This window comes from Elusimicrobium sp. An273, assembly GCF_002159705.1.
Lineage (GTDB): Bacteria > Elusimicrobiota > Elusimicrobia > Elusimicrobiales > Elusimicrobiaceae > Avelusimicrobium > Avelusimicrobium gallicola.
On record NZ_NFJD01000001.1, the window covers coordinates 175880 to 197871 of the forward strand.

General features: G+C 51.7%; 19 protein-coding genes. 7 read left to right on the forward strand and 12 right to left on the reverse strand.

Annotated elements, in window-relative coordinates; genetic code table 11:
• Nucleotides 1-47 precede the first annotated feature (47 nt).
• The gene (locus B5F75_RS00900) at nt 48-311 is read left to right on the forward strand and encodes a hypothetical protein (protein WP_087286525.1); all 264 of its coding nucleotides are present in this window, start codon (nt 48-50) and stop codon (nt 309-311) included.
• A 66-nt stretch (nt 312-377) separates the two neighbouring features.
• On the opposite strand, the gene B5F75_RS00905 is transcribed toward B5F75_RS00900, so the two are convergent.
• From B5F75_RS00905 to B5F75_RS00920, 4 genes are all read right to left on the reverse strand, one after another.
• Nucleotides 378-1529, reverse strand: coding sequence for a hypothetical protein (locus B5F75_RS00905; RefSeq protein WP_087286528.1), 1152 nt, complete (start codon nt 1527-1529; stop codon nt 378-380).
• A 110-nt stretch (nt 1530-1639) separates the two neighbouring features.
• Nucleotides 1640-2830: an electron transfer flavoprotein subunit alpha gene (locus B5F75_RS00910; RefSeq protein WP_087286531.1), complete on the reverse strand. Its 1191-nt coding sequence runs from the start codon at nt 2828-2830 to the stop codon at nt 1640-1642.
• Nucleotides 2827-3615, reverse strand: coding sequence for an electron transfer flavoprotein subunit beta/FixA family protein (locus tag B5F75_RS00915; protein ID WP_087286534.1), 789 nt, complete (start codon nt 3613-3615; stop codon nt 2827-2829). Before B5F75_RS00915 ends, B5F75_RS00910 begins: the two co-directional genes overlap by 4 nt.
• A gap of 10 nt (nt 3616-3625) precedes the next feature.
• Complete coding sequence (locus tag B5F75_RS00920) at nt 3626-5269, reverse strand: acyl-CoA dehydrogenase family protein (protein ID WP_087286537.1); 1644 nt, start codon at nt 5267-5269, stop codon at nt 3626-3628.
• Between the two features lie 180 nt (nt 5270-5449).
• Between B5F75_RS00920 and B5F75_RS00925 the strand changes: the two genes are divergently transcribed.
• The 4 genes from B5F75_RS00925 to B5F75_RS07755 all read left to right on the forward strand — a co-directional run bounded on the left by B5F75_RS00925 (nt 5450) and on the right by B5F75_RS07755 (nt 9634).
• Nucleotides 5450-5785: a histidine triad nucleotide-binding protein gene (locus tag B5F75_RS00925; RefSeq protein WP_087287567.1), complete on the forward strand. Its 336-nt coding sequence runs from the start codon at nt 5450-5452 to the stop codon at nt 5783-5785.
• A 98-nt stretch (nt 5786-5883) separates the two neighbouring features.
• Complete coding sequence (rpsU, locus tag B5F75_RS00930; RefSeq protein ID WP_087286540.1) at nt 5884-6078, forward strand: 30S ribosomal protein S21; 195 nt, start codon at nt 5884-5886, stop codon at nt 6076-6078.
• Between the two features lie 87 nt (nt 6079-6165).
• Nucleotides 6166-7914, forward strand: coding sequence for a DNA primase (gene dnaG, locus B5F75_RS00935; RefSeq protein ID WP_087286543.1), 1749 nt, complete (start codon nt 6166-6168; stop codon nt 7912-7914).
• Nucleotides 7915-7921: 7 nt separating this feature from the next.
• Complete coding sequence (locus tag B5F75_RS07755) at nt 7922-9634, forward strand: sigma-70 family RNA polymerase sigma factor (RefSeq protein ID WP_087286546.1); 1713 nt, start codon at nt 7922-7924, stop codon at nt 9632-9634.
• A gap of 89 nt (nt 9635-9723) precedes the next feature.
• Here the strand turns inward: B5F75_RS07755 and B5F75_RS00945 are convergent, their stop codons facing one another.
• Entirely contained in the window at nt 9724-11172 is a 1449-nt protein-coding gene (locus tag B5F75_RS00945) for a hypothetical protein (protein WP_143351216.1), read from the reverse strand.
• A gap of 104 nt (nt 11173-11276) precedes the next feature.
• Nucleotides 11277-11957, reverse strand: a complete 681-nt coding sequence (locus B5F75_RS00950; RefSeq protein ID WP_087286552.1) for a mechanosensitive ion channel family protein — start codon at nt 11955-11957, stop codon at nt 11277-11279.
• Between the two features lie 60 nt (nt 11958-12017).
• Between B5F75_RS00950 and recG the strand changes: the two genes are divergently transcribed.
• Nucleotides 12018-14114: an ATP-dependent DNA helicase RecG gene (gene recG, locus B5F75_RS00955; protein ID WP_087286555.1), complete on the forward strand. Its 2097-nt coding sequence runs from the start codon at nt 12018-12020 to the stop codon at nt 14112-14114.
• Nucleotides 14115-14146: 32 nt separating this feature from the next.
• On the opposite strand, the gene B5F75_RS00960 is transcribed toward recG, so the two are convergent.
• The 6 genes from B5F75_RS00960 to B5F75_RS07640 form a co-directional block, all read right to left on the reverse strand.
• Nucleotides 14147-14791: an ankyrin repeat domain-containing protein gene (locus B5F75_RS00960; RefSeq protein WP_087286557.1), complete on the reverse strand. Its 645-nt coding sequence runs from the start codon at nt 14789-14791 to the stop codon at nt 14147-14149.
• 89 nt (nt 14792-14880) lie between these two features.
• Nucleotides 14881-16392: a methionine--tRNA ligase gene (gene metG, locus B5F75_RS00965; protein ID WP_087286560.1), complete on the reverse strand. Its 1512-nt coding sequence runs from the start codon at nt 16390-16392 to the stop codon at nt 14881-14883.
• A gap of 12 nt (nt 16393-16404) precedes the next feature.
• Nucleotides 16405-17409 carry a DNA polymerase III subunit delta' gene (gene holB, locus B5F75_RS00970; protein ID WP_087286564.1) on the reverse strand — a complete coding sequence of 335 codons (1005 nt, stop codon included), beginning with the start codon at nt 17407-17409 and terminating at the stop codon, nt 16405-16407.
• Nucleotides 17409-18026 (reverse strand): dTMP kinase, encoded by a 618-nt coding sequence (gene tmk, locus B5F75_RS00975; protein ID WP_087286567.1) that lies wholly within the window; start codon nt 18024-18026, stop codon nt 17409-17411. Before tmk ends, holB begins: the two co-directional genes overlap by 1 nt.
• A gap of 16 nt (nt 18027-18042) precedes the next feature.
• Complete coding sequence (locus tag B5F75_RS00980; protein WP_087286570.1) at nt 18043-18642, reverse strand: KdsC family phosphatase; 600 nt, start codon at nt 18640-18642, stop codon at nt 18043-18045.
• Between the two features lie 152 nt (nt 18643-18794).
• Complete coding sequence (locus B5F75_RS07640) at nt 18795-19328, reverse strand: type II secretion system protein (RefSeq protein WP_087286573.1); 534 nt, start codon at nt 19326-19328, stop codon at nt 18795-18797.
• 126 nt (nt 19329-19454) lie between these two features.
• Here B5F75_RS07640 and B5F75_RS00990 point away from each other — a divergent pair, with 126 nt between their 5' ends.
• On the forward strand, nt 19455-21983 hold the full coding sequence (locus B5F75_RS00990) for an ATP-dependent Clp protease ATP-binding subunit (RefSeq protein ID WP_087286576.1): 2529 nt from the start codon (nt 19455-19457) through the stop codon (nt 21981-21983).
• Nucleotides 21984-21992: the final 9 nt, after the last annotated feature.

Genomic DNA, 21992 nt, shown 5'->3' on the forward strand with positions numbered 1-21992 from the left:
GCCCTTTGACCCTGGCGAAAGCCCTTTGGAAAGCCTATAGTATAAGTATGACAAAACACCTGATTTTATTCGCTTCCCGTATGCGCCGGGCTTTCCGACAGGAAAGAGAAAAGACCCTGCGCCAGCAGGACATACGCACCGTATGCATACAGGAACAAATTATTTGCTTAAGCGAGCAAGAGGCCGCCTTTGTAGCGCTGGAAACCAGCCGGCTGCTGCGTGCCCAGCGCCAGGAAGCCAAACGCAAAAAACGTTTGGGCATTCCTCCCCCGCCCGCGCCCGGCAAAATTGCCTACGCGGTCTATATGTAATTTATAAATATAAAAACCAAAAATCCGCTTACAAAAGCGGATTTTTTTGTTTGCCCAAAATCTTTCTTACTCTCGTCTCTGGGCGACTTTTTGAATATGCAAATCACAGCCCCCTACCAGCGCACTGCGCTTGCTTTTCATCCAACGAATCAAAAATACCGGCTGAGAAGGATTGCTTTGCTGCAATTGGCGTCCTAACCCGCGGACAGATATCGGAATGGGGATATTGCGCTCCAGCAAGGTATTAAAATCTCCGATGCCGGAAGAAGAGTATTCCACCACAAACGGTTTAAATTCTTTTAACAATAAAGGTAACGAGAACGGCTGGTTATAGTCGGTATGCCCCATGCCGGCATGAATAAAAACCACCGCGTCCGGATCCTGCGCATAAATGCGGCGGATAATTTGCGCCCAATACTGGTTGCGCTCCTGCATGCCGCTGGGAGCGATGGTTTTCCAAGCCAAGGGGGTTTGTTGGAAAGAAGTATAGCGAGTGCGGAGCAATTCGCGTGATAAAGCCGGGTTTTCCAACCCCACCACCCATACTCCCGCCGCAAGCAGCCGCTTGGTCAGCGGGCGGTAGTAGGGGCGTTTTACCACCAATTGGTCTACCTCTTTTTCTTTCTTTAAAATATATAATTCCGGCACGGGCGGAGCATCCACAAACTCGGAAGCATAATAGATGTTTTTGTCGGGATGCGCCCTTTTAAACTGCATCAGTGCTTCTTCCACATTTTGGGCCATCCAATTAATCTCATGCACTTCGCCCAGCAACACCAACCGGGCATCATACGGAATATAGTTCAAATAGTCAATTTTGCCTTGCACCGGCTCCACTTGCACGTTTTTTTGCAGTTCTCCTTTTCGGCTATAGGCATAGGCATCGCGCTCCAGCCAGTGCGCCACCAAGGCGCGCTGCATTTCTTTGTTTTGCTGCAGCAGCTTCGACGTAGCCGCTTGGGGATTTAGCGTAAAATAATCTTCCAGCATCGTGTTTAAATCTTCAAATCCGTTCTCTTCCAAATTCTTAATATAATTTTTCCGCTGGGATAAAACGGCCGCAGCTGAAGGAGATACCCCCGCAATACGGCCGCCCGCCGCCGAGGCGGACGAACCAAGCAGTTCTTTGGCCACCACGGACGGCAATTTTTGCAACTGAGCCCACGAAGATAAAGGAAAAGCCCCCAACAAGAGGCAACAAAGTAAAAAAGTTCTCATATCTATACTATGTCTTTTTAAACGCATTCCGGCCAGGGCCTTTGGGCCCTCTTGGGCAAAGAAAGAGGGCCTAACTTAAGTTAGGCCCTCCGGTTATTTTGCAAAACCAGTTATTTGGTTTTTTTAACTTGTTCAATAATCCGCGGCAGGATTTGGCGGGCGTCGCCCACAAAGCCGTATTTGCAGACATTGAAGATAGGCGCGTTGGCGTCTTTATTGATGCCGATAATCACGTCGCTGTGCTCCATTCCTACAATATGCTGCACCGCGCCGGAAATACCGCACGCCACATACAGTTTGGACGCCACGGTCACCCCGCTCTGGCCAATCTGTTTTTCTTTGGGTTTCAAGCCCAAATCAATGGCAGCGCGGCTGGCACCTACGGCACCGCCCAAATCGGCCGCCAATTCTTCGAGCAAAGCAAAACCGCTTTTGTCTTTCATCCCGCGGCCGCCGGCGATGACCACTTCGGCTTCGTCCAGCTTGTCCATGGCGGACACTTCGTCAAAGTGCGTATTGATAATGCGCACTTTGGCCGCCTGGGGCGGAACGGCGATGGCTTCCGTTACCACTTGAGCCATTTTGCCGGGGGTGGTGACCACTTTTTTAAACACATTGGGGCGCACGGTGGACATTTGCGGCCGGTAGTCCGGGCATTTGATGTCCGCCATGATGTTGCCGCCAAAAGCGGGGCGGGTTTGAATCAGGTTGCCGTCTTTTACGGACAATCCCGTGCAGTCCGCCGTCAACCCTACAAACAGTTCCGACGAAATCCGCGGCGACAAGTCGCGCCCGATATACGTGGACGGATACAGCACCACACTGGGGTTGTATTTTTTAATCAGCGTTACCATCGCGTTGGCGTACGCCAGCGTGTTGTAGTGATGATATTCCGGGCCGTTTACGGCGTAAATTTTATCGGTGCCGTATTGGGAAAGTTCCGCATAATACTGGGATACGTTATCCCCAATCACAACCGCACACAATTCTTCGCCCAATTGGTTGGCCAGTTCCCGCCCTTTGGACAGCAGTTCAAAGCCCACCGGGCGCACTTTTTGGGTTTTCCCGTCGTCGGCGATTTCAATAAACACCCACACGCCTTTGTAGGCGGAAAGGTCTTTTTTCACCGCACCGGAAGCCGGCAAAGAAAGCGCTTTTACCGGGCAGACGGACACACACGCACCGCACATGGTGCAGTTGGCGTTGGGCACCGCTTTGCGGTTTACCAAAGAGAGCGCGCCAAACGGACAAGCGCCTACGCATTTGCCGCAACCTACGCAATTAGAAGCTACCTGAATCATTTGATTACACTCTCCTTTTTCAAAATTTCCACAAATTTATCCGCCAGTTCCACGGCAGAACCCGTGAACATTTCCCCTTTCGGGCGCGCCGGCGGCGGGAAGATGCGGTCTACCCGCGTGGGCGATCCTTCCAACCCGATTTTGTGCGGGTCGGCCGCGATATCCGCAGCAGACCACGTGAGCGTTACTTTATCCTGCGCTTTGTGCGCCGCCATAAAAGAAGGATATTTGGGCGCATAGTCGTGCGGCATGGTCATCGTAACGAGTACGGGCAAATCCGCTTCCAAAATTTGGTGGCCGCCGTCAATCAATTTTTTCACGACCACTTGATTGCCGTTGGCGTCAATGCTTTCGCAGAAGGTAATTTGGGGGATGCCCAAATGGTGGGCAATGCCGGGGCCGGTTTGGGCGGTATCGCCGTCAATGGCCATTTGTCCGCAGAGGATCAAATCGTACTGGCCGATTTTGCGAATGGCCATGGCCAACGCATAAGAAGTGGCCCACGTGTCCGAGCCGGCAAGCGCCCGGTCGGCCAACAACACACCTTCATCGGCGCCCAAGGCCAGCGCCAAGCGCAGCACGGCGTTTGCCTGGGCGGGGCCCATGGAAAGCACCGTTACTTTCGCGCCGGTTTTGGCTTTGATGTCCAACGCTTTTTCCAACGCGTAATGGTCATAGGGGTTCAAGATGCTGGGCACGCCCGCGCGGATGAGCGTACCGGTTTTCGGATCCACTTTTACTTGTGTGGAATCGGGAACTTGTTTAATACAAACAATGATATTCATGCGTTATATCCTATTTCTTGAAAACTTCTCTGAGTTTGGCGGAAACGACGTCCATATCGTCAATAATTCCGCGCATTTTTTCTTCAATGCCTACCAAGTTTACGCCTTGGCTCAAGTCGGCCGCGTTGCTGTTGGGGCAGGTGCCCAAAATAAGGCGCATGCCTTCCGTAGCGGTTTTGAAAGCGCTCTGGCGGGCGTTGACGCGGGCCATCGTGCTAAGGGTATTTAAGTCAAAGCGGCTGCCTTCGGTAATGACCTTGTTGGCGCACTGGCGGGAGAATACGGCCGCCACTTCCATTTCGCTGATGAGGTCGCCCAGCATAAAAGTTACGTACTGGTGGCGGGTCAGCTTATTGGCGCGGCAGTCTTCCAACACGCGGGCCAAGGCTCTAAAGCCCAAGGCCACGCTGTCGGCGCCCACATTGGGGTTCTGCGCGTGGATGGCGTCAAACTCGGCGGCTTGGTTCAAATAGTATTGACCGCGGCTCTTTAAATGTTCCTGCCAGCGCCCGCGGAAGATGGTCATTTCCAACACTTCGCTGGTGCCTTCGTAAATGCAGGTGATTTTGACGTCGCGTTTAATTTTTTCAACCGCAAATTCTTTCGTGTATCCGAAACCGCCCATCGCCTGGATGGAGTCTTCGGCGGCTTTGTTGCCGGTTTCCGTGGCGTACAGTTTGGCGATGGCGCCTTCGGTGGCGAGGCCGTGGTTGTTTACTTCCAATTGTTTGGCCGTCCAGTCAATATACGCGCGGGCCGCTTCAAAGCGCACATAATGCGGGGTGATGAGCTTTAACATAAAGCCCTGTTTTTCGGCCAGCGGGCCGCCGGCCTGAATGCGCTGCTGGGCGTACTGCAAGGCGGTTTCCACCGCTTCTTCGCCGCCGCCCAAGCCAAAGGCCGCTACCATTAAGCGCGTATAGCCGAATACGGCCTGCGCCTGCAGGAAGCCTTGGCCTTCTTTGAGCCCGATTAAATTTTCAGCCGGCACATACACTTCATCAAACGCCAATCCGGCGGTGTTGGACAAGCGGATACCGTGCTTGTCTTCGTGTACGTCCTGCGTAAAGCCGGGGGTGCCTCTTTCTACGATAAACCAGCTCGGGCCGCCGGGGGCCAGTGCGAGCACGGTGTAGATGTCGGCCACGCCGCCGTTGGAAATCCACATTTTGCTGCCGGTAATTTTGTAGCCCACCACTTTGCCGTCTTTCACTACGTGTTCGGCGCGGGTGCGCAGGGATACCAAGTCGGAACCGGCATCGGCTTCTGTGGCGCCATAGGCTACCAATTTGTTTTCTTGGGCAATTTTCTTAAACCATTTGGCTTTCTGTTCCGGGGTGCCGCCCACGTTAATCGGGTCGCTGCCCAGGAACGTGGCGAACACGCCGGTGGCGATGCCCAGGTCAATGCGGGCCAACTGTTCGCACACGCGGTAGATTTCGGTGGTCTGGCCGCCGAGTCCGCCGTATTCTTCGGGAATAAGCAAAAGATGCACGCCCAATACGTCATGGTCGTACATCTCTTTTAAAATGTCTAACGGAATTTCGTTTTTCGCGTCATGCTCCCGGATCAGGTTAAAAGAAATCCGGTTCTTCGCATATTGCTTTAAACTGTCCAACATCAGGTTTCTGGTTGTCAGGTCATTTTTAGCCATATTTGGGAGTCTCCAAAATACAATATAGATATATGATACCAATTTTTAAGCCCCGGCGCACTGTATCAGGCCGGGTAACGAGGGCTTTTTCCGCTCGCCGGGGTTCGGAAAATCCAAAAAAATGGCCGCCCGATGCCGGCGGGCGATGTCCAATTCCTTTGAAATATGTATAATACCCATATGAACTGTATTTTTTGCGGCATTGCCGACGGCTCCATTAAAAGCCAGTTAGTATACGAAGACGAGGACGTGGTGGCTTTCAAAGATTTAAATCCGCAAGCCCCCACGCACCTGCTCATCATCCCGCGCAAGCACATTGCGCGCCTGTCCGAAGCGGACGAAAAAGACGCCCTGCTGCTGGGCAAAATTTTGCTGGTTGCCAAAAAGCTGGCCCAGCAGTTTGACTTAAAAGACTTCCGCCTGGTTACCAACAACGGCAAAGGCGCGGGCCAAAGCGTAGATCACCTGCACTTCCATTTAATGGCGGGGCGGCGCTTTTTGTGGCCGGCGGGCTAAAAGCCGTACCAAAACGGAAAAAATAAGTTATAATATATATAAGGTAGAAAATACCGTTTTATTTTTGTCTATTGACCGTAGAAGGTGGTGAGAAAGGAATGGTTTTTGTAAAAGTCAGAGACGCCGAGCACTTGGAAGAAGCTCTCAAACGCTTCAAAAGAGAATGTGAGAAGAACGGCATTTTGAAAGAAATCAAAAGACGCGAAACTTACATGCCTCCGAGCGTAAAGAGAAAAATCAAATCTCAGGAAGCTCAACGCCGCGCTCGCCGCACCAAACGCAGACGTTTTTAATTAAAGAAGAAACCCAGGCAATAGTCCTTTACGCAAGTATCGGGCTATTGCCTTCTTTGCCTTTAATCTAAAACAGGCGGCGCAGACGTGAACAATAACATCGTAGAACAAATTAAGGACAGATTGGACATTGTAGAATTTATCCGGCAGTATGTACCGGATTTAAAACGCGCGGGTAAAACTTACAAGGCCTGCTGTCCTTTTCATAAAGAAAAGACCCCTTCCTTCACTTGCAGCAGCGAAAAGGGGTTGTTCTATTGTTTCGGCTGCCAGGAAGGGGGTGACATTTTCGCGTTCTTGATGAAAATGGAGAACCTTTCCTTTAACGAAGCGTTAGAGAAATTGGCCGGGCTGGCGGGCGTGGAATACAAACCCGCCAAACCGCTCACGGGCGAGGAAATCCGCCGCGCGAACGCGCGCAAACTGTTGGATTTTGCCAAGGCGTTCTATCACAAAAATTTAATGTCCGCCGGCGGCGAATACGCGCGCGCGTACGTAAAAGAGCGCAATTTAACCAAGGAAACGTGCCAAAAATTTGAATTGGGCCTGGCTAAAAACGAGCCCACCGCCCTGGCCCGCGAAGCCAAGGCCGCCGGTTATACCGATAAAGATTTAAAAGACGCCGGTTTGTGCGTGCTTACTTCGTACGGCCCGCGGGATTACTACCGCAACCGCCTGATGTTCCCCATCATTAACCAACGGGGCGACACGGTCGGCTTCGGCGGGCGGATTTTAGGGGAAGGCGAGCCCAAGTATTTAAACTCGCCGGAAACGGTTCTTTTTACAAAAAGCCACATTTTGTACGGATTAAACTTTGCCGGGCCGGCTATCCGCAAGGCCGGGCGGGCGGTGCTGTTGGAAGGGTATATGGACGTGATTGCCTGCCACCAGGCCGGCGTGGAATATACCGTGGCGCCGCTGGGCACCAGCCTGACGGAAGATCACGCCCGCTTGTTAAAACGCTATACGGACAATGTGGTCGTTTTGTTTGATCCGGACGCCGCCGGCATTAAAGCGGCGCTGCGCGGGGCCTTAATTTTAATTGAGCGGGGGCTGTTTGTAAAAGTAGCCTCACTGCCCGAAGGCTTAGACCCCGACGAATACATCGCCAAATACGGCAAAGAAAGTTTTGAAACGGTTTTAAACCAGGCGGAAGATTTAATCGCGTTTCATACCCGCCTGCAGCTGGGGCTCTACCCCCAGCCGATGGACGCGCAAAACAAAACGCGCGTGATTTCGGAACTGGCGGAAACCATCGCCAAACAACCGGATGAAATCGTCCGGCGGGAATGGGCCAAATACGTGGCCGAACATGTAGGCGTGGATGAACAGCTGGTGCTGGAGCGATTGCGCAAACCGGCCTTGCAGCCGGCTTATGCACGCAGGCAGCCGGCTCCGTCCGCGGGGGCGGCCGTGGCCAGCGCCGCGGAAGAGGACTTGCTGTCCTGGTTATTAAAAAGCCCGCAGCACACGGTGCTGTGCTGTGAACTGTCGCAGGAAGATTTTTCCACCGCGGCGGCGTGGAAGATTTTTCAAGCCGTCGTACAAGCACACGGGGAAGACCCGCAGGCCGCCAACTTGGCGGAACGGGCGGCCCAAAAAGTGCCCGAATACAAGACGGAGCTGGTTAAATTGGCTATGTTACAGGCTCCGGCGGATTTTGATCCCGCGCGCGATATAGCGGCTTGCGCCGCTAAGCTGGAACAGGCCGGCTTGCACAAGCGGCTGGAAGCCGTCAGACGGCAAATGAAACAACTCGGTGCGGGAAACGTGCCGCAGGAAGTTTTTCAAAAATATATGCAGTTGCAGAACAAATTAAAAAAATACCGCAGTTGAGGGAAATATGGCATCTGGAAACAAAGCGCTGAAAGATTTAGTTGAAGAAGGAAAAGAAAGCGGTTTTCTATCGTTGGAAGACTTGAACCGCTCTATTGCCGCGTCCGACATGAGCGCGGAAGACATTGACGGCGTGATGGGCACGCTGGACGACTTGGGCATCCAAGTGGTAGACCAGAAAAAATTCAAATCGGTTTCCGCTCCGGAAAAAGAAGCCCTGAGCGAAGACTGGTCGTCCAGCCCGGATATTTCCAACTCCATTCGGATGTATCTGTCCGAAATGGGCAAGGTGCCGCTGCTGTCGCGCGATGAAGAAATTACCCTGGCGCGCAATATCCGCGAACGCGAAAAAGAACTGCGCAAGCTGGTGTTGGAATCCCCCATTACCATGCGCGAAATCTGCAACTGGGAAGAACTGGTAGATCAGGAAGAAATGACCACCAAAGAGCTGATGCCCCGCGGCAAACGCACCACGCGCGAGCTGAACAATATGCGCAAAAAACTGAAAGATGCCGCCCAGTTCATCGGCAAACGCGAGCAGGAAATTACCAAACTGATGAAAGAACTGCGCGAAGGCGATTTAAGCGACAAAAAGCGCAACAACGCCATTGAAAAACTGGAAGCCAAACAAAAAGAAGTGGTGGCCTGCATTACCAAACTGAATTTAAACCAAAACAAAATCAAACGTTTGACCAACAAAATCAAAAACTTGGCCGACCGCTTAACCGAAGCCCGCAACGATATGAAGCGCTTTGACGATTACTTCGGCCCGTATGCGGAAGTAAAAAAACTGGTCAACCGGTTTAAAGCGGGCAAAATAACCGAAAAAGAATTCAAAAAAGCCACCAAATTTACTTTGCCCGAATTGGAACGGGCGCTTGCCAACATTGAAGACGTGCAAAGACGCCACGCCCAAATGGTGGAAACCCTGCCCATGACGGAAAAAGAGTTTTTGGCGTTCAACGACCGCATCGTCTTCTTTGAAGATATGATTTTGCAGGATAAATTGAAACTCATCAAGGCCAACCTGCGCTTGGTGGTTTCCATCGCCAAGAAACACGTCAATTCCAATTTGGAACTGTCCGACCTTATTCAGGAAGGCGGCTTAGGATTGATGAAAGCCGTAGAAAAATTTGAATACAAACGCGGGTTTAAATTTTCCACCTATGCCACTTGGTGGATCCGCCAGAGCATCAACCGCGCCATTGCCGACCAGGCCAACACCATCCGCATCCCGGTGCATATGAAAGAATTGGTGTCCAAGCTTACCAAAGTAACCAACAAATTCCGCCAGGAACACGGCCGCGAACCCACGCTGGAAGAGTATTCCAAGACGCTGCGCCTGTCGGTGGAAAAAGTAAAAAGCGTGCTTAAAATCATGCAGGATCCCATTTCGCTTTCTACGCCGATCGGGGAAGACGAGGACTCCAACCTGGAAGACTTTATTGAGGATAAGAACGGGCCAAATCCCACCAGCGCCGCGGTGGATTTCCTGCGCAAGCAGGAAGTGGCCGATGTGTTGGCCACGCTGTCGGAACGGGAGGCCAAAATCATCAGCCTGCGCTTTGGGATTGACTCGGGCTACCCCCGCACGTTGGAAGAAGTGGGAAAAATGTTCAACGTTACGCGTGAGCGCGTGCGCCAGATAGAGGCCAAGGCCATCCGCAAACTGCGCCACCCCAGCCGCACGAAACTGCTGAAAGATTATCAGGACAATTAATTTCAACCGGGCCCCTTTCAAGGCGGCCCGGTTCTTTATAAAAAAGCCCCGGAGCATTTACTGCTCCGGGTTTTTTGGAAAACGAAACGTTAACGCCCTTTTTTAAACCACTTAATCAGCTGGTTTTGTATTTGTTCCAGCCGGCTCTCATCCACGCTTTTTTCTACCGAAGAACGGATTTTGTTGCCCCCCAGCGCGGCGGGAAGCGCCGCGGCCGCGGCCTTCTGTCGGGAGGCCCGACGGACATATTTTTGGCTGATATTCCCCTTTTCATCCAAATTAAACGATAAATAGAGCAAGGATTTTGCTTGGGGGGTGGCTTCCTGATATTCCACGCTGCCTGCTTTGTTGCGGCCATAGGCAGCGGTCGCTTTTACCAAGCGGTCGTTCTGGTTAAATAAAACGGTTTTGTATCTGATTTTCCTGCGTCCTTTGCCCGCGGCACCGTTAAATTCCGCCAATACAGCCTCTTTTCCTTGCACCACCAAGCGAAGGTATTGCTCATACTGATACGAATAATAAATGTCTTCTCCGTTGGGGCCCGTACTCTTCACCGGGCGGCCCAGCGCGTCCCGCTTCAACACGGTCTCTTCAGAGAAAACCGTAGGGAAAAAAGCCCCTTGCTTTTGGAACGTATAGGTTTGAGAAGCAACTCTTTTTCCCTGTTTATAGGTATGAAGCACGAAAACGTTGTGATCCTTCTGTTCAATCAGAAACGGCCCTTTGGAGGCGGATTGCCCGCGCACATAAAATTCATCCGACCGGGGACATAAACTTTTCCACCCGCTCTCGGCACCGCGAACGGTATGCCGCGTCAAATCAATTAAATTAATGATTCCGTCCGCCTCGTCGCAGGAAATGGACGAATTGTCCTTCATCGTGCCTTTCCCCGAGCGCATAGAAGAATAGCGGTCGTGGGTATTAGCGTCGCGGGCTTCTTCGTATTGGTCGCTAAGTCCCAGCGAGTGCCCGATTTCGTGCAAACCAATCGACGAGGTGGATACTTTCCCCGCGGAGAACAGCTTAAGCCAAAAATGATCTTCCGGTAGGTAAATACGGGGTTTTCCCCCGGGAGACTCTACCCGAAAATAACACCCGCCCGCCCCGGCGCCGCAATGCTCTTGCATGGTCTTAAAAGGAACGATAAAGAAAACAATATCTGCTTCTTCCTCCCTATTTACAAAATTCACTTGAATGCCTTTTTGCAAAAGGGGCAGGATATCGCCAAATTCCTGCTGGCGTTTGTTTGCTTGAATAATGCTTGCGGTTTCGGTAAACCATTTATTATAGTTTTCTGCAATAATGGTTTGATATTTGTCCAGTCGGTTTTCTTTTTCTTGGGACACGGAAACATAAATACGAATCGGCTGGCCCGCCAGAATTTTGGGCATCAGGTAGCGCGCCCCCATCGCGGGGGCGGCAATCGCGGGAGAATTGTTTTTTAACGGTTGGTCAAAATCCCGCATCGCCCCCCACGGCGCACTCCACAGGCCGGGAGCCAACCCCAAAAGAAAACATAAAGATATAATCTTACGCATACCGTTTCCCGTTCGTTTTCTCCAAATTCACTGTTACTAATAGTATAGGGTTTTTTCAAAAAAACCACCCCCCTTTTGCAAGGGGGGTGCCGTGCACAAGCGGTCTATTTTTCTTCTTTTTTAAAGAGTTCTCTTAAAAAATCCGCCACCAGCTCTTTAGAACCAAGCCCGACTCCAATGCCAAAGGCAAGCCCCAAAGAAGCCAGCACAATAATGACCACATTATTTACCAACTGGTTGGCAAAGCCCAAATTTTCCACCGCAATCAACGCACAGAAAAACACAATAAAGATGTTTACCGCTTTGGAAATAAAGAACCCGCCTTTTAAATTGTTGGCTTGAGCGGAGTTTTCAATAATGTTGCCCATCAACTTGCCAAACAACAGCCCCGCAAACAAAATCAACACCGACACAAACAGCGTGGGGATAAATTCCAAAAATTGCGTAAACAAATTGCGGATAATATCCAAATGCAGCACTTCGGCCGCCAATACCACGGCATAAAAGATCACCGCCCACGCCAGCACGAAGGAAATAATATAGGTAGGCGATTTGCCCAGCCCAAAACGCACGCACAGCTCGTTAATGCCGAGTTTTGAGGTTTTGTCGTCAAACGAAATTTTATTTAAAATTTTCTTAACGTAAGATCCCACAAACCGGGAAATATACAAACCGATTACCAAAATCAATACCGCCACAACGAGTGCCGCCAGCACCTTCAAACTGCTCTGGCCCACCTGCAGCAGGTGCGCGCTGACTTGTGTGGAAATGGCTTCTAAATCCATAAGAGTACCCTCCTTTTTTTTAATTGTAGCATATATTATTTGTAAAATAAGTATATACGTATGACGGCAACCACCCAAATCCAATTTTTAAAAGGCATCGGCCCGGCCAAAGCCAAACTCTTTGAGCGTTTGGAAATCCACACCGTGGAAGATTTGCTGCACTACTATCCGCGCACCTACCAAGACCGCCGGCTGGATACGCCCCCCAACGAATATAATTCCGATGCGCTGGTCGTATTCAAAGGCCGCGTACTGCGCACGCAGGAAATACCGGCCCGCAGCGTGCTTATTTTTAAAGCGTTTTTGGAAAACGAAAAGGGCGAACACGTGGAATGTACCTGGTTTAAACGGCGGATGTACCGCGGATTTCGGTTTGACCCGTTCGGCACGCTTAAAAAAGATTTTAAAATGAATCAGGAAGTATGGGTGATTGGCAAGCGGGACGATAAAAACAATTTTTTCGGCAATAAAATTACGGTGGACGAGCATTACCCGGCGGCCGACGCTCTAACCAAACTGCACGCCGGACGGCTGACCCCCATTTACGGCCTTACCGAAGGACTGACCAACAAACAGTTTCGCCAGTTTGTTTACGAAGCGCTGCAAACCAGCTCGCTGGAGCGGGAGCCGGAAGTTCTGCCGCCGGACTTGCTGTCCAAACGCAAGTTGCTAAGCGCGCCGCAGGCGCTGAAAGCGGTGCATTTTCCCAATTCGCTGGCCGAGCTGCAAAACGCCCGCACCCGCCTGGCGTATGAAGAATTTTTGCTGTTGGCCACGGCCTGGGGCATTAAACGCACGCAAACCAAAATTCTGGCCAAAGACTATTCTTACCAAATTAAAAAAACGCTTCTTACCCCTTTCCGCCAGCAGCTGGGATTTGAATTTACCAACAGCCAGAAAAAAGTAATCAACGAAATTTTTAAAGACTTATGCTCCCCCCGCCCCATGAACCGCCTGCTGCAAGGGGATGTGGGTTCCGGCAAAACGGTGGTGGCCCTGTGCGCCATGCTGTTGGCGGCCGAGAACGGCTACCAAGCGGCCCTGATGGCGCCCACCGAAATCTTGGCGGAGCAGCACTTTTTAACATTTAAACGCCTGCTAAGCGGCCTTAACGTAAATATAGCGGTGCTGACCTCCAGCACCAAAACGGCCGCCCGCAAAAAAATTTTAAAAGAACTGGCAGAAGGGGAAATTGACATTTTGGTGGGCACCCACGCCGTCATTCAGGACGAAGTACAATTTCATAACCTGCGCCTGGCCGTTATTGACGAGCAACACCGCTTTGGCGTCAAACAGCGCAGCCGCCTAAAAGAAAAAACGGCCAAGCTGGATTTGCTGACCATGACGGCCACCCCCATTCCCCGCACCTTGGCCTTGGCTTTTTACGGCGATTTGGAAGTATCCACCTTAAACGAACTTCCCCCCGGCCGCCAGCCCATTCGCACCGAGTCGGCCACCTCCAAGCTGGCCTACGACCGCGTGCGGGAAGAAGTTCAAAAAGGACGGCAGGCCTATATCGTTTTCCCTTTAATTGAAGAAAGCGAAAAAATTTCCGCCAAAGCCGTTACGGAAGAATTTGAAAAACTCAAAAAAGTGTTTCCGCAGTTCCGGCTGGCTATTTTGCACGGGCAGATGAGCCAAGCCGAAAAAGAAAATGTCATGGCGGATTTTGCCGCCCATAAAACCGATATTTTGGTAGCCACCCCCGTGATTGAAGTGGGGATAGACGTCAAAAACGCAACCGTTATGGTGATTGAAAATGCGGAGCGGTTTGGCCTGGCCAGCCTGCACCAGCTGCGCGGGCGGGTGGGCCGCGGCGAGCACGAAAGTTATTGTATTTTGGTGCCCCAGCACCCCGGCAGCGTGGCCAAGGAACGGGTGGATATCATTTGCGCGACGCGGGACGGATTTAAAATCGGCGAGCGGGATATGCAGCTAAGAGGCCCGGGCGAAATTTTGGGAACGCGCCAAAGCGGGGAACTGGAATTTAAAGCCGGGGATATTTTTAAAGACAAAGACATCCTCTACTGGGCCATAGAAGACCGCGACGCACTCCTCTCCCAAGACCCTTCCCTCACAGCGCCCGAGCATGCACGTTTTCGGCAAAAACTGGTGGAGTTATATCAGAAAGACTGGCACTTAATTGATTTAAGCTAATAAAAAACCTGCTTTTAAAAGCAGGTTTTTTATTAGGGGATCGGAAAAATAAGCGGTTCCTCAACCGGTTTTGGCTTAGATGCGGGAACAGAAGAAGCGGGCTTCGCCGCTTGTTTCTTTGCGGGCTTCGGTTTGGGGCAAGCGCTGATAATTTGTTTCGGCGTCTTTCCCTTGGAATTTGGCAAAGTGGGGTTAGCACCGTGTTCCAGCAAATAATTATACACACGGAAGTTACATTTTAAAGCTGCCAGATGAAGCGGCGTATTGCGGTCATTTATTTCTTCTTTATCTCCCCGCCGCCTCATATTCAACAGGCGTTTGGTCAAAGCGGGGTCTTCTTCCGAAGTAAGGCGCACTAACAAACGTACCATTGGTTCATCGTCATTGGACACCGCGATATGCAGTGCATTGCCGGGTTGGGCGATATTGCCTAAACGGGAAAAAGAATCCGCCAGCAAACTCACCATTTTAAGGTTTCGCGTTTCCACCGCCACCAAAAAAGGCGTCATACCGCGTTTGTCTGCCGTAAAAACCAAGATTTTGTTCTTGGACAGCATTTCTTCTACCCGCTGGCTGTTGCCGTTGCGCACCGCCGCAAAAAATTCATCCACTTCTTTTGCCTGACCGGACGAAACGCTCAACAATAAAAATAAACCAATTAATAAAAATGTTTTCATTTTTTTAGTTTAATCTATTTTCTTTCCTTTTACAAGCCATAAATAAAGCGGCCGGGGAAAACCGGCCGCTTTTATACATCAGATTTTCTCTATTTTTTATCGGCTTCCAACCGCGGAAACAGCGGCGGATATTTTTCAATTTTTCCCGGCAGCAGGCGTTTTTGCATTTCCTTGGCTACCGTAGGCATAAACGGCTCCAGCCACACGGCCACCTTGCGCAGGCACGCCACCAGCTCCAGCAAAACGGCTTTGGCCGCTTCGGGGTCGGTTTTGGCAAGTTCCCAGGGCTTTTTGGTATCCACCAATTTGTTTAAATCGCTGGCAAAGCCGTAGATGTTTTCAAGCACCTTGTCAAAAGCCAGCTGGTCGTAAGCGGCATCAATGGCTTTTTCCACTTCGGCCGACTTGGCAAGGAGCGGATAGTCGCCTTCAATTTTTTCCGGCAGCTCGCCGATGTTTTTGGCCGCCATATTAAGCGTGCGGGAAAGCAGGTTGCCGATGTTGTTGGCCAAGTCGGAATTGTAGCGGTTTTTAAAGCTTTCCATAGAAAAATCGCCGTCTTGCCCGAAAGGCACCTCGCGGAATAAAAACGCCCGCAGCGGATCCACACCGTACTGCGCGGCCACTTTGGCGGGGTCAATGATGTTGCCCAGCGATTTGGACATTTTTTCCCCTTCCACCGTCCACCAGCCGTGGGCAAACACTTTTTTCGGAAGAGGCAGCCCCAGCGCCATTAACACTGCCGGCCAAATGACTGTGTGGAAACGGAAAATTTCTTTGCCCACCATATGCAAGTCCGCCGGCCACAAATCTTCAAATTTGTCCGCGCGGATTTGTTTCAGCTGCGCTTCGTGCAAGGTTTTGTCTTCGCACAAGACGGTGCCGTATCCTGCGGCGGAAATATAGTTGATCAGCGCGTCAAACCACACGTAAATGGTGTGGTGCGGGTTGCTGGGCACGGGGATGCCCCACGCCACTTTGGTGCGCGTGACGGACAAGTCCTGCAATCCGCCTTTTACAAAGTTGATAATTTCGTGCGCGCGGGTTTTGGGGCTTAAAAATTCGGGGTGTTCCTCATAGTATTTCAGCAGCGGTTTTTCATAGCGGGACAGTTTAAAAAAGTACGTTTCCTCGTGCACTTCGGTCAGCGGGCGTTTGTGCACGGGGCAGAGGTTGCCTTCCAAAATTTCGCTTTCGTTGTAGTATTGCTCGCAGGAGAGGCAGTATTTGCCGGAGTAGGAACCCAAATAAATATCGCCGCTTTTTAACAGTTTTTCAAAAATGGCCTGTACCACCTGTTCGTGTTTTTTATCGGTGGTGCGGATGAAATCGTCGTAGGAAATGTTAAGCGTTTTCCACAGGGCTTTGTATTTGTCCGAAACTTCATCTGCCCATTGTTTGGGCGTTACACCGGCGGCGGTGGCGGATTTTTCAATGTTGGCGCCGTGTTCGTCGGTACCGGTCAAAAAGCGTACGTCAAAGCCTTTTTGGCGTTTATAGCGCGCCAGCACATCTTGGGCGATGGTGGTGTAGGCATGGCCGATGTGCGGCACCGAATTGACGTAGTAAATAGGGGTGGTGATATAGAATTTCTTGGTCATATGTTCTCCGTATTAAAAAATCTGCACGTTTAAGCCGTCTAAACTCATCAGTGCGGTTTCCAGCACCAACGCGGGCGATACGTTGCGCCCGATACTGCGCTTGTAGGTTTCAAATTGGTTGAGCACCTGCTGCAGCCGGCGTTGTTCGCGCGGGTCTTGCGTTTGCGTCCACCGGCGGTGAAGCGCGCAAATCAGCACGTCCAGCACCGCCTGCGCTTCCTGCCGGGCCGCCACTAATGTGCGCGAGAGCCCCGCCGCCACGCTGCACGGCCCCTGCGGCGTGCCGAACTGGCCATTTTGCAACAGTTCCAACGCTTCCGCCGCTTTGAGCGCCCCCGACACGGAACCGCCGCTGTAGCGGGCGCATAAATCGGGATCCGGTACGTCCGCCCCTGTGTTTTTTAAAATTTGCGTTACGTTTTCCTGCGAAAGCGGCGCAAACGCCAGCGGCTGACAGCGCGACAAAATGGTTTTAAGCATGGTGGCGCGCTTGTTGGTAATTAAAATCCAAACGGTTTTATAGGGCGGCTCTTCAATAAATTTAAGTAGCGCATTGGCGGCCGCGCCCTGCATGGTCTGCGCCTGATCTATAATCAGCACCTTCCACCCGCCGCCCACGGCTTTTTGCTGGGATTTGGCGGTTACGTCGCGGATGGTATCCACATTGATGTGCTGCTGTTTGGCGATTTCTTTTTCCAGTTCGTCTTCGTAACCCTTGCTGGAAAAATCTTTCTTCACTTCCAGCCGCGCCTGGTACGTAAAATCCACAAATGTAACATCCGGATGTGTTCCCTTGGCAATGGCCTGGCAGCTGGCGCACACGCCGCAGGCGTCCCCCGTTTGGCGGGCCTGCGGATCCAGACAGTTGAGCGCCTGCGCAAATAAAACCGCCGCGCGGGCTTTGCCCACGCCGTCCGGCCCGTAAAACAAAAGAGCTCCCGGAACTTTTTGCGCTCCGGCCAGCTTTTTTAAATACGAGGAGGCTTTTTCCTGCCCCAGGATATCGGCAAACGGCATTAATCTATAATATGGTGCTCTTCCAACAATTTTAACACGCGGGCCTGAATATCGCGGATGTTTTTATCGGCGTCAATCAAATACGCATGGGGCGTGCGGTCAATCATTTCCAAATACCCTTTGCGCATTTTTTGGCGGAAGGCCAGGTCTTCCTGTTCCAAACGGTCGGAAAACAAATACTCGCCGCGTTCGGTAAAATACTTGTCGGACATTAAAAAAACAAGCGTTAAATCGGGCTGCGTATCTTGGGTAGCGATTTTATTGAGAATATCAATCGTCTCCAGCGCAATGCCGCGCCCATACCCCTGATAGGCGCAAGTAGACATGGTGTAGCGCTCGCAGATGACGGTTTTTCCTTCCGCCAACGCCGGAAGAATTTTTTCCTGCGTATGTTGGGCCCGGGAAGCTTCATATAGCAAAAGCTCCGCCAGCGGGCGTACATCCAGCCCCGGCTCCAATACGATTTGGCGGATCCGCTCCGCCGTGGGCGTTCCCCCCGGTTCGCGCGTTAAAATAACGTCTTTCCCGCGCGCCACCAGCTGGTTATAAAGCATTTTGGCTTGGGTGGATTTGCCGCAGCGGTCGGGGCCTTCCAATACAATAAATTTTCCTCTCATAGTTGTCCCCAAATGCTTACGCCAAGCCTTCCTGCGAGGTAATGACTTCCATTTCCGGGCGTTTGCCCGACGTCCAGGCCGAAGCTTCCACCTGCTCCAAAATAGGGGCCAGTTTCCCTTGGGCGTTTAGGATAAAATCAATAATTTCGCGGTAGGCGCCGTCTCCTCCCACGCGTTTTGTAATATAATGGGCATGTTTTTTGACGCAGTCCAACGCGTTTGGCACCGTGGCGGCAAAGCCGACTTCGGCCAACAGCGGGATATCGGTGATATCGTCTCCGATATAGGCTACTTCTTCCGCGGTCAGGTTTTCTTTTTCCAGAATATCGTTCAGCGGGCCGATTTTGGTCAAAAACCCTTGGTACATGTATTTAAACCCCAGATTTTTGGCTCGTGCCACCGTAGTGGGGTGGCGCCGGCCGGTGATGATGCCGCACACAATGTGGGCGCTGTGGCAGAGCAGTACGGCAATGCCGTCCTGCGTGTGAAAAGATTTAAATTCGTCTATTTTACCGTCGTCCCGCACGAAAAAGTTTACTTTTCCGTCCGTTAAAATACCGTCCACGTCGGTTAAAATGGCTTTGATTTTTTGAGCCCGTTTAATTGCTTCTTCCATATATAAGGTATTATACCAAATATCGTTTCCGGCAAGATAAGCTCCCGCCCTATGCTTCTTTCGGTCTGTGCAGCCGCACGGCGCCGGTTTCAGCGGCTTTTATGCCCCTCTACAAAAAACGAGCCTTCCGGCCCGTTTTCAATTTTCCTTTTTTAATTCAGCCAATAGCGTTTGCACGAAGGGCAGTAGCTGCCACCCGCCGTACCGTCCGGCGTACCGGGCTGGTCTTCACACAGTTTTTGCATTCGGCTGCTGGACGCGCCCGCCCGGCATTCGCGCCGCCCGGCCTGATTGGCGGCATAGTCCAGCCACATCACATACGCCACATAATTGCCGGAAGGCGTAAACGTATTGGTGTCAAAATTCATCATCCCTACGATGTTTTCATCGTCTCCGTCCAGATAATCAATATAAAATTTCCCGCATTGCGCAACGGTTTTATCCGTCTGCAGGGTGCACCCGGCCGGCAGCTCGATATCCAAATCTTCCAGTGAATCCGGATAACTTCCCGTCATCATCCGGGCCAGTTCCACCCCGTCTTTTACCGATTTAACCACCACCTGCAGCTGGGTATAGCGGCTGGCATCCACCGCCGTCTGGTACCACGGCACGGCGATTGCCGCCAAAATACCAATAATGACCACCACGACCAGCAACTCCGTAAGCGTAAACCCGTGTTTATTCATCTTGCAGTGCCTCGTTTGGTTTACTGTAGCAAAAAAAGCCCTGTCGCTCAAGTTGTCAAACCCGCTCCGCGCCGCGGTGTTATTTTTATATAATGGAAGTAATCGCTGTAAAGGGGTATTAGGAAGATGGCAAAACGATTTACCGAAAATGCGCAAAAAATCATTCTCATCGCGCAAGAAGAGGCCAAGCGTCTCAATCATGACTATGTAGGAACCGAACATATTTTACTGGGGCTAAGCGCCATAGAAGGCACCGTGTCCAATAAGATTTTAACGGGGCTTGGCGTTACGTTTCGCAAAGTACGTTTGGAAATAGAAAAAATGGTGGGCATTGGCGACACCATTATGCTGCTGGGCGAAATTCCGTTCACGCCGCGCGCCAAAAAAGTGTTGGAATTTTCGGTGGAAGAATCCCAAATGCTGGGAAGCGACCACATCGGCACGGAACACATTTTGCTGGGCCTGATCCGCGAAGAAGAAGGAATGGCCGGACGGATTTTGGAAAATTTAGGCTTAAACTTAGACGCCGTGCGCGACGCCGTGCTTAACTTTATCGGCGATGCGGCACCCGGAGACCTCAATGAAGACGTGCCGGATATGCCGCAGGAAATCAACCTCAATTCCGCCCCCAGACGGGAACGCGAACCTTTAGAAAAGAAAAAAACCAAAACCCCCACGCTGGATGAATACACCCGCGATTTAACCAAACTGGCGGCCAAAAACCAGCTGGATCCGGTCATCGGCCGAGAAGAAGAAATAGAACGCCTGGTGCAAATTTTGGCGCGGCGCACCAAGAACAACCCCGTTCTTATCGGAGAGCCGGGCGTAGGCAAAACGGCTATTGTGGAAGGGCTGGCGCAAAAAATGGCCCGCGGCGAAATTTCGGACGTGCTTTGCAACAAACGCCTGCTGGCGCTGGACTTGGCGTCCGTCATTGCCGGTACCAAGTACCGCGGCGAGTTTGAACAGCGTTTAAAAAACATTATTGACGAACTGGCCTCCGCCAAAGACGCCATTATTTTTATTGACGAGCTGCACACCATTATCGGCGCCGGCGCGGCGGAAGGCTCCATAGACGCTTCCAATATGTTAAAACCCGCCCTGGCCCGCGGCGAAGTGCAGTGCATCGGCGCCACTACGTTTGACGAATACCGCAAATATATTGAAGCCGACACCGCCTTGGAACGCCGCTTTCAGCCCGTCGTGGCCGACCCGCCGGACGTAGACGAAACCATCACCATTTTAAAAGGCATCCGCTCCAAATACGAGCAGCACCACAAGGTCAAATATACCGACGGCGCCATCCGCGCCGCGGCCGCCATTGCCGACCGCTATATTACCGACCGTGCCATGCCGGATAAAGCCATCGACCTGTTTGACGAAGCCGGTGCCCGCGCCCGCCTTAAAAACGCGGTATTCCCGCCGGAAATCAAACAAAAACAAATGGAATACAACCAGGCCGTACAGGAAAAAGACGAAGCCCTTTCCAAAAAAGAATTTGAGAAAGCCGCCGCCGCCAAAGACACCGAAGACCGCTTAAAAGCGTATGTGGAACACCTTAAACAGCAGTGGCACGAAAAACACGACAAAGAAGTGCCTCAAGTAACGGAAGAAGACATTGCGCTGGTGGCCTCCAAATGGACGGGCATCCCCGTTACGCGCCTGACGCAAAGCGAAACCGAAAAGATTTTACATATGGAAGAGCACCTGCACGAACGCATCATCGGGCAGGACGACGCGGTAAAAGCCGTTTCGCTGGCCATCCGCAGAAACCGCACGGGCCTAGGCAACCCGCACCGGCCGATTGGCGGCTTTTTGTTCTTGGGCCCCACCGGGGTAGGCAAGACGGAACTGGCCAAAAGTTTGGCCACCTTCCTGTTTGGAGACGAGGACGCCATGATCCGGCTGGATATGTCGGAATACATGGAAAAGTTTGCCGTCTCGCGCCTGATCGGGGCGCCGCCCGGCTACGTGGGATATGAAGAAGGCGGCCAGCTGACCGAAGCCGTGCGCCGCCGCCCCTACAGCGTGGTAGTGCTGGACGAGCTGGAAAAAGCCCACCCGGATATTTATAATATCCTGCTGCAAGTGCTTGATGAAGGCTCTTTGTCGGACAATTTAGGGCACAAAGTCAGCTTTAAAAACTGCGTGATTATCATGACGTCCAACGTCGGCGCGCGGGAAATTACCAACAAGGGCAACACCTTGGGGTTTGCCGCTCACCAATCCGAAGAACAGCAATACCAGGATATGCGCAAAAACGTAATGGACGAAGTGAAAAAAACGTTTAATCCGGAGTTTATCAACCGTATTGACGAAATTGTGGTGTTCCACTCGCTTTCCAAAGAAAACATCGGCCAAATTCTGGACTTGGCGTTAAAAGATGTGGACGCCAAACTGGCGGACAAGGAATTGAGCTTAAAATTAACGCCCAAAGCCAAGGATTTTCTGGTGGAGAAAGGCTTTGACGTCAAATTCGGCGCGCGCCCGCTTTTGCGCACGCTGCAGCGCGAGCTGGAAGACCCGCTGGCGGAGAATATCCTCGTCAGCCGCTATCCGGCACATACCGAAATTTTGGTAGACTTAGATAAAGATGCCGGCAAATTGACCTTTTCCGGCGCGGCGGTAAAAGAGAAAAACGCCGTAACGATTTAACCTGATTGG